Source organism: Agrobacterium sp. CMT1 (assembly GCF_037203725.1).
Classification (GTDB): domain Bacteria; phylum Pseudomonadota; class Alphaproteobacteria; order Rhizobiales; family Rhizobiaceae; genus Agrobacterium; species Agrobacterium pusense.
Map to the genome: position 1 here is coordinate 143,594 of NZ_JBBCAR010000018.1, position 13,462 is coordinate 157,055.

General features: G+C 59.2%; 12 protein-coding genes. 8 read left to right on the forward strand and 4 right to left on the reverse strand.

Going from position 1 to position 13,462, the window contains the following annotated elements; translation table 11 throughout:
- The first annotated feature begins 26 nt into the window (after positions 1-26).
- The 3 genes from WA845_RS21925 (at position 27) to WA845_RS21935 (ending at position 4,251) form a co-directional block, all read left to right on the forward strand.
- The gene (locus tag WA845_RS21925; RefSeq protein ID WP_037090183.1) at positions 27-737 is read left to right on the forward strand and encodes an ABC transporter ATP-binding protein; all 711 of its coding nucleotides are present in this window, start codon (positions 27-29) and stop codon (positions 735-737) included.
- Complete coding sequence (locus tag WA845_RS21930) at positions 734-3,295, forward strand: FtsX-like permease family protein (protein WP_112553164.1); 2,562 nt, start codon at positions 734-736, stop codon at positions 3,293-3,295. The genes WA845_RS21925 and WA845_RS21930 overlap by 4 nt, the downstream gene beginning before the upstream one ends.
- 218 nt (positions 3,296-3,513) lie before the next feature.
- On the forward strand, positions 3,514-4,251 hold the full coding sequence (locus WA845_RS21935; RefSeq protein WP_006698258.1) for a Bax inhibitor-1/YccA family protein: 738 nt from the start codon (positions 3,514-3,516) through the stop codon (positions 4,249-4,251).
- Between the two features lie 115 nt (positions 4,252-4,366).
- Here the strand turns inward: WA845_RS21935 and WA845_RS21940 are convergent, their stop codons facing one another.
- From WA845_RS21940 to acnA, 3 genes are all read right to left on the reverse strand, one after another.
- On the reverse strand, positions 4,367-4,759 hold the full coding sequence (locus WA845_RS21940) for a DUF2794 domain-containing protein (protein WP_004443903.1): 393 nt from the start codon (positions 4,757-4,759) through the stop codon (positions 4,367-4,369).
- Positions 4,760-5,148: 389 nt separating this feature from the next.
- Positions 5,149-5,889, reverse strand: a complete 741-nt coding sequence (locus tag WA845_RS21945; protein ID WP_112553277.1) for a DUF1223 domain-containing protein — start codon at positions 5,887-5,889, stop codon at positions 5,149-5,151.
- Between the two features lie 189 nt (positions 5,890-6,078).
- Positions 6,079-8,772, reverse strand: coding sequence for an aconitate hydratase AcnA (gene acnA, locus WA845_RS21950; RefSeq protein WP_022556961.1), 2,694 nt, complete (start codon positions 8,770-8,772; stop codon positions 6,079-6,081).
- 269 nt (positions 8,773-9,041) lie between these two features.
- On the opposite strand from acnA, the gene ccmA reads away from it, so the two are divergent.
- From ccmA to WA845_RS21975, 5 genes are all read left to right on the forward strand, one after another.
- Positions 9,042-9,683 (forward strand): heme ABC exporter ATP-binding protein CcmA, encoded by a 642-nt coding sequence (gene ccmA, locus WA845_RS21955; RefSeq protein ID WP_006698261.1) that lies wholly within the window; start codon positions 9,042-9,044, stop codon positions 9,681-9,683.
- Positions 9,684-9,885: 202 nt separating this feature from the next.
- Positions 9,886-10,545, forward strand: a complete 660-nt coding sequence (ccmB, locus tag WA845_RS21960; RefSeq protein WP_004443913.1) for a heme exporter protein CcmB — start codon at positions 9,886-9,888, stop codon at positions 10,543-10,545.
- A gap of 74 nt (positions 10,546-10,619) precedes the next feature.
- The gene (locus tag WA845_RS21965) at positions 10,620-11,381 is read left to right on the forward strand and encodes a heme ABC transporter permease (protein WP_337322575.1); all 762 of its coding nucleotides are present in this window, start codon (positions 10,620-10,622) and stop codon (positions 11,379-11,381) included.
- Between the two features lie 3 nt (positions 11,382-11,384).
- Positions 11,385-11,558 (forward strand): heme exporter protein CcmD, encoded by a 174-nt coding sequence (gene ccmD / locus WA845_RS21970; RefSeq protein ID WP_004443917.1) that lies wholly within the window; start codon positions 11,385-11,387, stop codon positions 11,556-11,558.
- Positions 11,555-12,160, forward strand: a complete 606-nt coding sequence (locus WA845_RS21975; protein WP_022556965.1) for a DsbE family thiol:disulfide interchange protein — start codon at positions 11,555-11,557, stop codon at positions 12,158-12,160. Before ccmD ends, WA845_RS21975 begins: the two co-directional genes overlap by 4 nt.
- A gap of 14 nt (positions 12,161-12,174) precedes the next feature.
- Here WA845_RS21975 and WA845_RS21980 read toward each other — a convergent pair whose 3' ends face one another.
- Positions 12,175-13,356, reverse strand: a complete 1,182-nt coding sequence (locus tag WA845_RS21980; RefSeq protein ID WP_022556966.1) for a GGDEF domain-containing protein — start codon at positions 13,354-13,356, stop codon at positions 12,175-12,177.
- Between the last annotated feature and the right edge of the window lie 106 nt (positions 13,357-13,462).

The window sequence follows — 13,462 nt, forward strand, 5'->3', positions numbered from 1 at the left end:
CATCACCCTATATAGGAACGAGAATTGTGACGAAAAGCATCATAGAGCTGAAGAAAGCCGACCTCACGCTCGGCAATGCCGCCGCCTCCGTCCACGTTCTCAAGAACATCGATCTCTCAATCAGAGAGAGCGAGGCGGTTGGCATCGTCGGCCCCTCCGGATCGGGAAAGTCGACACTTCTGATGGTGCTTGCCGGGCTCGAGAGGCTCGACAGCGGCGAAATCATCATTGCGGATACGCCGCTGCACGAGCTCGGTGAGGACGCGCTCGCGGATTTCCGCGGCCGCAACATTGGCATCGTTTTTCAGTCCTTCCACCTCATCGCCAACATGACCGCACTGGAAAATGTCGCAGTGCCGCTGGAATTGGCAAACGTTCCGAACCCGTTCGAAATCGCCGAGCGTGAACTGGTCGCTGTCGGTCTCGGCGAGCGCCTCAATCATTATCCCGGACAGCTCTCCGGCGGCGAGCAGCAGCGTGTGGCCATCGCCCGCGCACTCGCCCCGTCGCCAGCCGTATTGATAGCCGATGAACCGACCGGCAACCTCGATACCGACACGGGCAAACAGATCGCCGATCTTCTGTTTGCCAAACAGGCCGAGCGCGGCATGACGATGATCCTCGTTACCCATGATCCCTCGCTGGCGGCCCGATGCTCACGGCAGATCAAGGTCCGCTCCGGCGAAATCGAGGGCGACAGCGCCCGCTCACAGATGGCTCGGGCGGTATCCGCATGACCGGAATCTTTCTTCCGTCTTTTGCAAATGTCAGAAACGCCGCAAGGCTCGCGCGGCGCGAAATTCGCGGCGGCCTGCGGGGCTTTTACATCTTCCTCGCCTGCATCGCGCTTGGAACCGGCGCCATCGCCGCCGTCAATTCCGTCTCGCGCGCGGTCACCAGCGCCATCGCCACGGAGGGGCAGTCCATACTGGCAGGCGACGTGCGTTTTGAGCTGCGCAACAGGGAAGTGACGGCAGAAGAGCGCGCTTACCTCGATAGTCTCGGCACCGTCGCGGTTTCCACCGGTCTACGCTCCATGGCGCGCCTCGCCAATGGCTCAGAACAGACCCTGACGGAAGTAAAGGCCGTTGACGGCTCCTACCCGCTCTATGGAACGTTCGTGGCCGAGCCGAACCGGCCGCTGAGCGAGCTTCTGGCCGGAAATGACGACACCTATGGCGCGATTGCCGCGCCGCTTCTGCTGGAACGGCTCGGAATCAAGGTCGGCGATGAGATCCTGCTCGGTAATGTGACGTTGAAACTGAACGGCACCGTGATCGATGAGCCGGATGCCCTATCTGATGGTTTCGGTTTTGCTCCTCGACTGATGGTCAGCCGCGACGCCCTTTTCGCCTCTGGTCTCGTTCAGACGGGAAGTCTCGTCGAACACGCTTACAAGATCAAGCTGAACGATCCTGCAGCACGGGCGGCAATGACCGATGCAGCCAACAAGGCCTTTCCCGATGCCGGCTGGTCGATCCGCACCAGCGACCGGGCTGCCCCGTCGCTCACCGAAAACGTCAACAGGTTCTCGCAGTTTCTGACGCTGGTTGGCCTCACTGCCCTGATCGTCGGCGGTGTCGGCGTCGCGAATGCCGTTCGCGCATTTCTGGATTCCAAGCGCACCACCATCGCCTCGCTGAAATGCCTGGGTGCGCCAGCCTCCGTGGTCACCATGACCTATCTCTTCCAGATCGCCTTCATTGCGGCCGTCGGCATTGTCATCGGGCTTATGGTCGGTGCCGTTGCGCCACTCATCGCCATGCGGTTTCTGGAGGGCGTGCTGCCAGTGCCGGAAGAACTTGCCTTCTATCCCGGCGCGCTCGGTCTCGCCGCCCTGTTCGGCCTCCTGACGACACTCGCCTTCGCCATCGTACCACTCGGTCAGGCACGCGAGGTGCCGGCTACGGCGCTCTTCCGCGAACAGGGTTTCGAGGAGGGAAGCTTGCCGTCCTGGCCTTATCTGACCGCGACCGGTGTGCTTCTGGCGGCGCTTGCGGCCCTTGCTGTCTTCTCGGCGGAAGACCGTTTCATAGCCTCGGTCTTCCTCGCGGCCATTGCCTTTGCCTTCGTAGTGCTGCGGCTGGTTGCCTCCGGCGTAAAGGCCATAGCCAAGCGCAGTCCGCGCGTTCATTCGGCTGCGCTGAGACTGGCGATCGGCAATATTCACCGACCGGGCGCACTCACCCCCTCGGTGGTTCTTTCTCTCGGCCTCGGCCTGACCCTCCTCGTGACGCTGACACTGATCGACGGCAACCTGCGCCGCGAACTAACGGACAGCCTGCCGGAGAAAGCGCCGAATTTCTTTTTCGTCGATATTCAGGGCAGCGAAGTGCAAGGCTTCCGCGATCTTCTCAAACAGGAAGCGCCGCATGGCACCCTGACGGAAGTGCCGATGCTGCGCGGCCGCATCCTCGCTCTCAACGGAGAAGACGTGACGAAAATGGACGTACCCTCGTCCGGGCGATGGGTGCTGCGTGGTGACCGCGGCATCACCTATTCCGAAAACATTCCTGAAAATGCCAAGCTGACGGAGGGCGCATGGTGGGCAACGGATTATAGCGGCGAACCGCTGGTCTCTTTCGCAGCGAAAGAGGCGGGTGATCTGGGCCTGAAGATTGGCGACAGCGTTACCGTCAACGTGCTTGGCCGCAGCATTACGGCGAAGATCGCCAATCTGCGCAATGTCGAATGGGAATCCCTGTCGATCAACTTCGTCATGGTGTTTTCGCCCAATACTTTCCGCGGCGCGCCCCATGCCTGGCTGGCAACACTTGCCGATCCTTCCGCAACTGCGGCCGACGAAGGCCGCATATTGCGCGCCGTCACCAATACTTATCCCACGATCACCAGCGTCCGCGTGAAGGATGCGCTCGACGTCGTCAACCGGCTTGTCGGCCAGCTCGCGACCGCGATCCGCGCCGCCGCAGCCGTTGCGCTCATTGCGTCCGTCCTGGTTCTCGCCGGCGCGCTTGCGGCCGGCAATCGCGCCCGTACGCATGACGCCGTCATCCTGAAAACGCTGGGCGGCACGCGAAGCCTGCTCATACGCGCCTTCTCCTATGAATACATGATCCTCGGTCTCGCCACCGCCGTCTTCGCGCTTTTCGCCGGCGGTGTCTCCGCATGGTTCGTGATCGCCCGCATCATGAAGCTACCCTCCAGCTTCCTGCCGGATGTGGCAATCGGAACCCTTGTCGTCGCCCTTGTGATGACTGTGGGCATCGGCCTCATCGGCACCTGGCGGATTCTCGGGCAGAAGGCAGCGCCTGTTCTCAGACAGGCCGGTGAATGATCATCGGTTGTGCGCCGCTTAACTTTAACGATTAATTCTTTGTAATGATCGCCAAAACGTGAGCGCTTTTCGCGCATACGGTGTCTTTTCGGCGGGAAAAGGCCTTGTATCGAACACGTTCTGCCATCATATTCTTGAGCAGGCTTGCTGAAGCTCCGCAGCGGCGCCCGGGAGGTATCCCGACACCGTAGCAATTACGGAGCTCAAAAGAGGAAACAATGGCTGACTTTAATAACTACCAGAACCGCATGGCGCAGACGCGTGCACAGTCTGGTGCGCTGATCGACGAAGGTCTTCGCGCCTATATGCTCAAGGTTTACAACCTTATGGCGCTGGCTCTGGTCATCACCGGCGTTGCCGCGTTCGGCACTTATACGCTCGCCGCTTCCAATCCGGCTGTCCAGCAGCTGCTTTTCGCGTCGCCGCTTCGTTGGGTCGTGATGCTCGCTCCGCTGGCACTGGTCTTCTTCCTTAGCTTCCGCATCCAGAACATGAGCGTTTCCGCTGCGCAGACGACCTTCTGGGTTTACGCCGCGCTGATGGGTGTTTCGCTCTCCTCGATCTTCCTGGTCTACACCGGCCAGAGCATCGTGCAGACCTTCTTCGTGACCGCGGCCTCGTTCGGTGCGCTCTCGCTTTACGGTTACACGACCAAGAAAGACCTGTCTGGCATGGGTTCGTTCTTGATCATGGGCCTGTTCGGTCTGATCATCGCTTCGATCGTCAACATCTTCCTTGCATCCTCCGCGCTGCAGTTCGCGATTTCCGCGATTGGCGTGCTGATCTTCGCAGGCCTGACCGCCTACGACACCCAGAAGATCAAGGAAATGTATTTCGATGCCGACGATGTTGCAGTCGCCGGCCGCAAGGCCATCATGGGTGCGCTGACGCTCTATCTCGACTTCATCAACCTCTTCACCTTCCTCCTGCAGTTCCTCGGGAACCGCGACGACTAAGGGATTGGGTCCTACGGAAAAAAGAAAGGCGACCTCAGGGTCGCCTTTTTTATTACCTCATTTCGCCCAATGCGCCTGATCGTCCGTTAAGGCAGGAGACTGACGTTACTGGAGCTCATTCGATAAGTTTCAAAACCTTGTCGAAAACCTTGAGGACTTGCGGCAGCTCGTGGCCGCGCTTCAGAATGCGGCCATCCACATTCACGACGCTGTAAGCTCCCTGCTTCGCCGCCAACCTGGGGTTCTTTTCGATCCTATAGAGCGGCATTTCTCCCGACCGTTTAAAGACGGAAAACACCGCTTTTTCCTTCAGATGATCGATGGCGTAATCCCGCCACTCCCCTTCTCCCACCATGCGGCCATAAATGCGCAAAATCGCATCCAGCTCGCGGCGGTGAAAGGTCACCGGCAATGGATCCTTGTTCTTCTTGTATTCACGGAGATCGATAACGGTGGAGCTGTCGCGTGAAGCGGTTTGAGCCTGCTGCACATCCGGTTGATCGGTCATCCAGTACCTCCGATTCCACCCAAATCATCAGATCAATGTGAGCTTGGCGGCTCGAAATTGCAAGTGTTGTCGACTTACGGCGCTCACAGGAACCAGATGGGGTTTCTCGGCTTCGAAAGCTCTGCAGGCAGGAAAACAATGCGACAACGAGCATCTGCCCCAACATCACCGACAAACAGTCCCGCGCAAAAGCAGGGTAAAAACGGTAACCATTTAGGCACCCATTTTACGGGCGCCTGCCGTATTTCGGTCAAACCATGGCCTGAATTGGGTGGAATAGTCGCATTGTCAATTGATGCCTAGGCACCAAGATGACCCGGTCCGGTGCATTGACCCTTTACCCCCAGCCCCCAGTGCCCGGACCGGATCTTCAATCGCCAGATCGGCGATTATGGCGTTTCGTTCCCCAATAAAATACTTGCACCGACAATTGCCGTGGGATCACCGCTTGCATTCGCCGTCTGCAACAGCACGGCGCACCCGCCCTTTTTTACCTTGGCCACCACGCTCGCCGGCAGCTTTACCGTCATCGGCGAACCGTCCCACATGCCGACCGTCTGCACGTCATAAACACTATGCCAGTAGGACATTTTTTTCCCCTGATTTTCACCCTTCTGCACATCCACGGTCTGCTCCCGGGTAAAATATGCGACGACGACATCGGCCTTGCCGCTGCCGGCACCGATATCGATCTCCACCTCATCACCCGCAAATTTTGACGAGACGGGTACGTTCAATCCCTTGCCCTCATGCTTGAACGAGTCGAGCCTGTCATAAATCCCGCGCACATCCGCGCCCTTTACGTGGTCACGGCCGTTCAGAATGGCCTGCGGCGTGTAGACCCCGTTGCGGCCGAGTGCACGCATGTAACCGTATTGCCGTTCGGTATTTTCCTTGGATGCGAGCGAATCCGTCCAGCCGAGATAGTTCCAATAATCGACATGGTAGGAGAGACCGACGACGTCGCCCTTCTGGATCATCTTGCGCAGGGCCTCATCCGCCGGGGGGCAGGATGCACATCCCTGCGATGTGAACAATTCGACGACGCCCTTCACCGCCTCCTGCGCCTGCGCGGAGGTGACGAGCAACGTGCCGAGAAGACATATCGACAGGGGGAATTTCAGCGGCATTACAAAAACCTTTGTCCGGAAGAGATCCAGACGAATTGATGCGATCAATTCCGCCGGGATGCAAACCGGAAAATAACGTCTAACGCCCTTCAATAGAAAGTCACGAAGGGGTGAGCGACAATCACAAAACAAGCGACTTGAAACGGAAAGACGCCGGGATTCCTCCCGGCGCCTTCGATTGTCGAAGCTTTACGCAGCCAGATCGCGCAGAACGGTCTGCAGAATACCGCCATTGTTCATGTAGATCACTTCATCAAGCGTATCGATACGGCAAAGAAGCGGAACTTCCTTCACCGTGCCGTCGCTGTAAGTGATCTTGGCGATCTTCTTTTCACGCGGCTTGATCTCGCCTTCGAGACCGTCGATCTCAACGATTTCATCGCCTTTGAGGTCGAGGCTCGCCCAGGACGTTCCCTCTTCAAAGACGAAGGGGACGACGCCCATGCCGACCAGGTTCGAACGGTGAATACGCTCAAAGGACTGCGCGATAACCGCCTTGACGCCGAGCAGGTTGGTACCCTTGGCCGCCCAGTCACGGGATGAGCCGTTGCCATATTCGACACCTGCAAAGATGACGAGCGGAACGCCCTCAGCCTTGTACTTCATGGCCGCGTCATAGATCGACATCTCTTCCTTGGACGGATAGTGAATGGTGTAGCCACCTTCCTTGCCGTTCGGGCCGAGCATGTGGTTGCGGATGCGGATATTGGCGAAGGTGCCGCGCATCATCACTTCGTGGTTGCCACGACGTGTGCCGTACTGGTTGAAGTCGGCAACGCCGACACCATGCTCGGTGAGATAAGCACCGGCAGGCGATGCCGCCTTGATCGAACCGGCCGGAGAAATATGGTCGGTGGTGATCTTGTCGCCGAAGAGACCGAGAACGCGCGCGCCCTTGATGTTCTTGAGACCCGAGCCCGTCTTGCCCATGCCCACGAAGTAGGGTGGGTTCTGGACATAGGTCGAGTTGTCGTCCCAGGCATAGGTCTGACCCGGCGGCACCTGAACGGCCTGCCAGTTGGCATCACCCTTGAAGACGTCGGCGTACTTCGTCTCGTAAAGCTCGCGCGTAACGTATTTCAGGATGAACTCCTGAATTTCCTTCGAGGTCGGCCAGATATCCTTGAGATAGACCGGGTTGCCGTCCTTATCATTGCCGATCGGCTCCTTGGTCAGGTCCTTCTGGACCGTACCGGCAAGAGCGTAAGCGACGACGAGGGGCGGAGAGGCCAGATAGTTCGCCTGCACGTCAGGCGAGATACGGCCTTCGAAGTTGCGGTTACCGGAGAGAACGCCGGCCGCAATCAGGCCCTTGTCGTTGATCGTCTTGGAGATCGGCGCCGGCAGCGGGCCGGAGTTGCCGATGCAGGTCGTGCAGCCGAAGCCAACGAGGTTGAAACCGATCGCATCGAGATCCTTTTGAAGGCCCGACTTGTCGAGATATTCGGCAACCACCTGTGATCCAGGTGCAAGCGACGTCTTCACCCATGGCTTGGAGGTCAGCCCCTTGGCGACAGCGTTACGGGCGAGAAGGCCGGCAGCGATGAGGACGGAGGGGTTGGACGTGTTGGTGCAGGAGGTGATGGCGGCAATTGCCACATCGCCGTGACCAAGATCGAAGTCCTCGCCTTCAACCGCGTAGCGGCTCGAAAGCTGGCCGGGCTTCTTGTAGTCGTTTTCGAGAGCAGTCGCGAAATTGGGCGCGATGGTTTCGAGCGGCAGGCGGCCTTCCGGACGCTTCGGGCCGGCCATGGACGGTACGACGTCGCCGAGGTCGAGTTCGAGCGTGTCGGTAAAGACAAGATCGGAACCGTCGCCGGTGCGCCACATGTCCTGGGCCTTGGAGTAGGCTTCCACGAGGGCAATACGATCCTTTGCACGGCCGGACATCGTCAGGTAATTGATGGTTTCGCTGTCAACCGGGAAGAAGCCGCAGGTCGCGCCATATTCCGGGCCCATATTGCCGATGGTCGCACGGTCGGCCAAAGACATCGAATCAAGGCCGGGGCCGAAGAATTCGACGAACTTGGAAACGACGCCCTTCTTGCGCAGCATCTGCACGACGGTCAGAACGAGGTCAGTCGCGGTGACGCCCTCCTTAACCTTGCCAGTCAGCTTGAAGCCGATGACCTCAGGCAGAAGCATGGAAACCGGCTGGCCAAGCATGGCCGCTTCAGCCTCGATACCGCCGACGCCCCAGCCGAGAACGCCGAGGCCGTTGATCATGGTCGTGTGGCTATCCGTGCCGACGCAGGTATCCGGATAAGCGATGGTCTCGCCGTCCTCTTCCTTGGTCCAGACGGTCTGGCCGAGATATTCCAGGTTGACCTGGTGACAGATACCCGTGCCGGGGGGAACAACGCGGAAGTTCTTGAATGCCTGCTGGCCCCACTTGAGGAAGCGGTAACGCTCGCCATTGCGCTCATATTCAAGTTCGACGTTGCGGGCAAAAGCGTTCGGCGTACCGAATTCGTCAACGATAACGGAGTGGTCGATGACGAGATCGACAGGAACCAGCGGATTGATCTTTTCGGGATCGCCACCCAGCGCTTTGATACCATCACGCATCGCAGCAAGATCGACCACGGCAGGAACGCCGGTAAAGTCCTGCATGAGAACGCGGGCGGGGCGGTAGGCGATTTCGTTTTCGGTGAGGCCCTTGTTGTTGAGCCATTCGGAAACCGCCAGAATGTGTTCCTTGGTAACGGACTGGCCGTCCTCGAAACGCAGGAGGTTTTCGAGCAGGACCTTCATGGAATAGGGCAGCTTGGAAACGCCCTTCAGGCCATTGGCTTCAGCCTTGGGCAGGCTGAAATAGACATAGTCCTTACCATCGACGGTAAGAACGGAACGACATTTGAAACTGTCGAGTGATTTGGGCATGGATAAAAACCCCGCTTACACTGATAGCCAACACGTTCGTGCGGACACCTATGCACTCATGCACATCAGGATGCGGGTACGACCATTTCCGCTGTCCGCACGTGAAAATTGCTCCTCGCAATCGTCAAGTCCGGCGCAAGATGATGTTCACGCCGGCCGCTGGCGTGTTGACACCCATATAGATAATTTCAGACAAACGTGCCAGACCATTCCACGACGCTAATCGATTTTTTTATGATCGAACGGCAAATTTTAATCGGAACCGCAGCATGCATCTGACGGCGGAAAATCTTGGCGTGCGACGCGGCGAAGATTTCATATTCATGAACATTTCCTTCAAGTTAAGCGACGGTGAGGCGCTGGTGCTGACCGGGCGTAACGGCTCGGGAAAATCGACGCTGCTGCGCACGGTGGCCGGTCTGTTGCGACCCGAGCGGGGGCAAGTGAAGATAGCCGGCGAAGGAATAGAAGCCGAGATGCGCCCTTCGGAAGCGTGCCATTATCTCGGCCATCGCAATGCGATGAAGACGGAACTGACAGTTTCCGAGAACCTGCGCTTCTGGAAGGATTTCCTTGGAGACTTTCATGGCGCGGCGGGCGTAGCGATTGACGAAGCGGCCGAGAGTGTCGGCCTTGCCGGCATTACCCACCTGCCTTTCGGTTACCTGTCCGCCGGTCAACAGCGCCGCTTCGCGATGGCAAAGCTCCTTGTCGCATGGCGGCCGGTATGGATTCTCGATGAACCGACTGCGGCGCTCGACAGGGCGGCAGACGACATGTTTACCGACCTTGTGAAAGGTCATCTTGCAAAAGGCGGGATCGTGCTGGCGGCAACCCATCAGCCTTTGGGGCTGGAGAAGGCGCAGGAGTTACAAATGACCGGGTTCGCGGGCGTGGAGGCTTGGGCGTGATGGCGATGTGCACGCGGCTTACCCCCCTCTGCCCTGCCGGGCATCTCCCCCTCAAGGGGGGAGATCGGCAAGAGGGGCTACAGCCACTCGATTCTCGAGCATTGAGTTGGACGAGACCTAACCGCGAGTCGATCTCCCCCCTTGAGGTGGAGATGTCCGGCAGGACAGAGGGGGGTAAACTACACCCACCGAGGTCGCCCCAATGACCGCTCTCTTCCTCCGCGATCTCAAGCTCTCCATCCGCGCCGGCGGCGGCGCGCTGATCGGCGTCCTGTTCTTCATGACAGTGGTTGCCGTCATCCCTTTCGGCGTTGGACCCGATCTCAACCTGCTTGCTCGTATCGGCCCGGCCATTGTCTGGATCGGCGCACTTCTGTCCGCCCTTCTCGGCCTCGACCGGTTGTTCCAGGCCGAACGCGACGACGGCTCCCTCGATCTCATCCTGATGCAGGAAACGCCGCTGGTGCTGACCGTCTTCGTCAAATGCCTGGCGCACTGGGTATCAACGGGCCTGCCCCTGGTGCTGGCATCGCCCCTTCTCGGCCTGTTCATGAACATGGACGAGGTGGCAATCGGCGCGGTGATGCTCACCCTTCTCGTCGGCTCTCCCGCCATCACCTTCATCGGCGCGGTAGGGGCGGCGGTTGCCGTTGCCCTGCCACGCGGCGGCCTTCTGGTCTCCATCCTCGTCCTGCCGCTCGCCATTCCGGTGCTGATCTTCGGTGTCAGCGCTTCCTACGCGGCAGTGCAGGACCCGGCGCCTTTCCTGCCACCCTTTCTCATTCTCTGCGCGATCACGTTATTTTCAGCCGTGACCGGCCCTTTCTTCGCCGCTTTGGCACTGCGCAATGTTATGGATTGAGGAAACCGCAACGCACGATACCCTGTTGACAGGGATCAATTGCGGGGCGGCCATTCTCGGGTTACACAAACGGCATGAACGAGCGGACTTTCTCCATCACCAAGTTCAGCGATCTCGCCAATCCCACGCGGTTTCTGGCGCTGGCGGCACGCATCCTGCCATGGCTCGCCGGTTTGACCGCGCTGGTGCTGGCGGCCGGCCTCTACATGTCCTTCACCTCGGAAGGAGATTACCAGCAGGGTTACACGGTGCGCATCATGTATGTGCACGTTCCGTCCGCCTGGCTGGCCATGATGTGTTATTCGGTCATGGCAATATCCGCTATCGGCACCCTCGTCTGGCGCCATCCGCTAGCCGATGTCAGCCATAAGGCCGCAGCCCCCATCGGTGCAGCCTTCACGCTCATCGCACTTATCACCGGTTCGCTCTGGGGCAAACCCATGTGGGGAACCTGGTGGGTGTGGGATGCGCGGTTGACCTCCGTTTTCGTGCTTTTCCTGATGTATGTCGGGCTCATCGCACTCAACCGCGCCATGGACGATCCATCCAGAGCCGCCCGCGTCAGCGCGGTGCTGATCCTCGTCGGGTTCGTGAATATTCCGATCATCAAGTTTTCGGTCGAGTGGTGGAATACGTTGCACCAGCCGGCAAGCGTCATCCGGATGGGCGGCTCCGCCATCGACGCGGAGTTTCTCTGGCCGCTTCTGACCATGGCGATCGGTTTCACGTTGCTGTTCTTCACCCTGCATATCGCCGCCATGCGCAATGAAATCTGGCGCCGCCGCGTGGCCGCGCAACGCCGGCTTGCCGCTCGCATGGCGAACCGGGAGGGTTGAGGGATGACACACGCCTTTTATATCGGCATGTCCTATGCGGCGACCGGCCTTGTCGTTCTCTGTCTCATCGCCTGGGTCGTCGTTGACGGCCAGGCACGCAAGCGGGAACTGAAGGAACTCGAAGCATCCGGCGTGCGCCGCAGGGCAAGAGCCGGTTCCGCTGGTGACGGCAAATGACGCAGACTAACCAGAATGACACATCAAAATCCAGGTCGTCTGGCCGCGCACGTTACGCGCTGGCGCTTCTTCCCTTGCTGCTGTTCGGCGGCTTTGCCCTCGTTGCCGGCAAGATGCTATATGATCAGGATGTCAACGGACTGGATGTCAGCGCCATACCGTCAGCGCTGATCGGCACCAGGGCGCCGACCCTGTCGCTGCCGCCGCTGGAAGGTTCGAACCTGCCGGCACTGACGGATGCCGCCATCAAGGGCAAGCTGACGCTGGTCAATGTCTTCGCTTCCTGGTGCATTCCCTGCCGGCAGGAACATCCGCTGTTGCAGGAACTGGCGAAAGACGACCGCATCACTGTCGTCGGCATCAATTACAAGGACAAGCCGGACAATGCCCTGCGCTTCCTCGGCGAGCTCGGCAACCCCTTTGCTGCCATAGGTATCGATCCCAGCGGCAAGGCGGCGATTGACTGGGGTGTGTATGGCATTCCCGAAAGTTACCTGGTCGGCGCGGACGGCACGATCCTTTACAAAAAGGTCGGCCCCTTCGATGCCCGCAGCGTCGAGCGCGACCTGCGACCGGCCATTGCGGCCGCAGCCGGGAAATAACCGCTCGTAAGGCATCACGCCTTGTTAACGACCCTCAGAGGCGGGCCTTCCGCCGGCAGACGCATGCCTTCCAGCACCACCTGATCGCGACCGCCGCGTTTTGCGGCATAAAGACTGTCATCAGCACGCTTGATGGCGTCGTGAATGGAATGATCGCCCCTCGCGACCGCCGAAACACCGAAGCTCGCCGTGATCTGACTGGTCACACCCCGGTTGCGCCAATCCAGTGACGACAGGCCTATCCGCATGCCATTGGCAAGCTGGCTGGCCGCATCAGCCGTCTGACCGGGCAGGAACACCACGAATTCCTCGCCGCCGAAACGCGCTACCAGCGCATCCTCGGGTACATTTTTTGTGAGAAGATCGGAAAGGCCGATGAGGACGATGTCTCCCGCCGCATGGCCGTAGACATCATTGATGCGCTTGAAATGGTCTATGTCGCAGGCAATCACCGCGCCATCAGGCGTATCATTGCGAAAGTCGGGCACACGCCGGTCGAAGCCACGGCGGTTCAGCACGTCCGTCAGGGGGTCATGCTCCGCCGCGTGCTGATGCCGGTCCACGGTGACGGAAATCTGGCTCGCGAGCACCGAAAGCGCGAGCAGGAAACCAAAAATACTCGCAGCAAGCTGCATGTAGAAAGCATAATCCGACTCGAAGAACTCGCTGAGCTCGATCATCGAGCCTCCCGGCGTCATCACCAGCAGCAAGCCGATGCGCACCAGCGTCTCCACCACCACGAGACAGGCGATTCCCACCATCAGCCTGTCGGCAAGCGCAGCCGGGCGCTTTCGCACGAGCCAGACCGGGATAGCGAGCAAAAGGGCGCAAACGAGATCGCCGATGACGAGTTCGCGTTTCAGATCGGGCGTGATGAAAACATGGAAAGAAACCAGCAACACCGCAACCACGACGATCGACAGCCGCGCCTTGGTATAGAGCGGCCGCCCGAAATGGGTGAGCAACGCGTGGCCATAGAGGAAGAAGGCGGAAAAGAACAACAGATTCGAAAGGATCGCCTGAACTTCAAAAGGCAGCCCGCCAAGCACCAGCGGTGTTGCAAAAGCAAAGGCCGCCGAAAGATATCCGATACCCCAGTAGCGGGCGGAAGCCTGCCCGGTCCTCTGCAGGAACAGAAACACCACGCCGAATGTCAGCATGATAAAGGGAAGAAGATAGGCGAAATTGTCTTGCAATGGGTTCTGCCGGAGGGAGAGACGAGCCTTTGAACCCGGATGTTACCGCAATGCCCTTAAGAAAGCCTGCATATATCGCGCGATTCCAGGGCCGTTCGGACTGCAA

Excerpts from the sequence above, each read along its gene's own strand:
- WA845_RS21930 (WP_112553164.1), top strand. The coding sequence starts at position 734 with ATGACCGGAATCTTTCTTCCGTCTTTTGCAAATGTCAGAAACGCCGCA.
- WA845_RS21935 (WP_006698258.1), top strand. The coding sequence starts at position 3,514 with ATGGCTGACTTTAATAACTACCAGAACCGCATGGCGCAGACGCGTGCA.
- WA845_RS21940 (WP_004443903.1), bottom strand. The coding sequence starts at position 4,759 with ATGACCGATCAACCGGATGTGCAGCAGGCTCAAACCGCTTCACGCGAC.
- WA845_RS21945 (WP_112553277.1), bottom strand. The coding sequence starts at position 5,889 with ATGCCGCTGAAATTCCCCCTGTCGATATGTCTTCTCGGCACGTTGCTC.
- acnA (WP_022556961.1), bottom strand. The coding sequence starts at position 8,772 with ATGCCCAAATCACTCGACAGTTTCAAATGTCGTTCCGTTCTTACCGTC.
- ccmA (WP_006698261.1), top strand. The coding sequence starts at position 9,042 with ATGCATCTGACGGCGGAAAATCTTGGCGTGCGACGCGGCGAAGATTTC.
- ccmB (WP_004443913.1), top strand. The coding sequence starts at position 9,886 with ATGACCGCTCTCTTCCTCCGCGATCTCAAGCTCTCCATCCGCGCCGGC.
- WA845_RS21965 (WP_337322575.1), top strand. The coding sequence starts at position 10,620 with ATGAACGAGCGGACTTTCTCCATCACCAAGTTCAGCGATCTCGCCAAT.
- ccmD (WP_004443917.1), top strand. The coding sequence starts at position 11,385 with ATGACACACGCCTTTTATATCGGCATGTCCTATGCGGCGACCGGCCTT.
- WA845_RS21975 (WP_022556965.1), top strand. The coding sequence starts at position 11,555 with ATGACGCAGACTAACCAGAATGACACATCAAAATCCAGGTCGTCTGGC.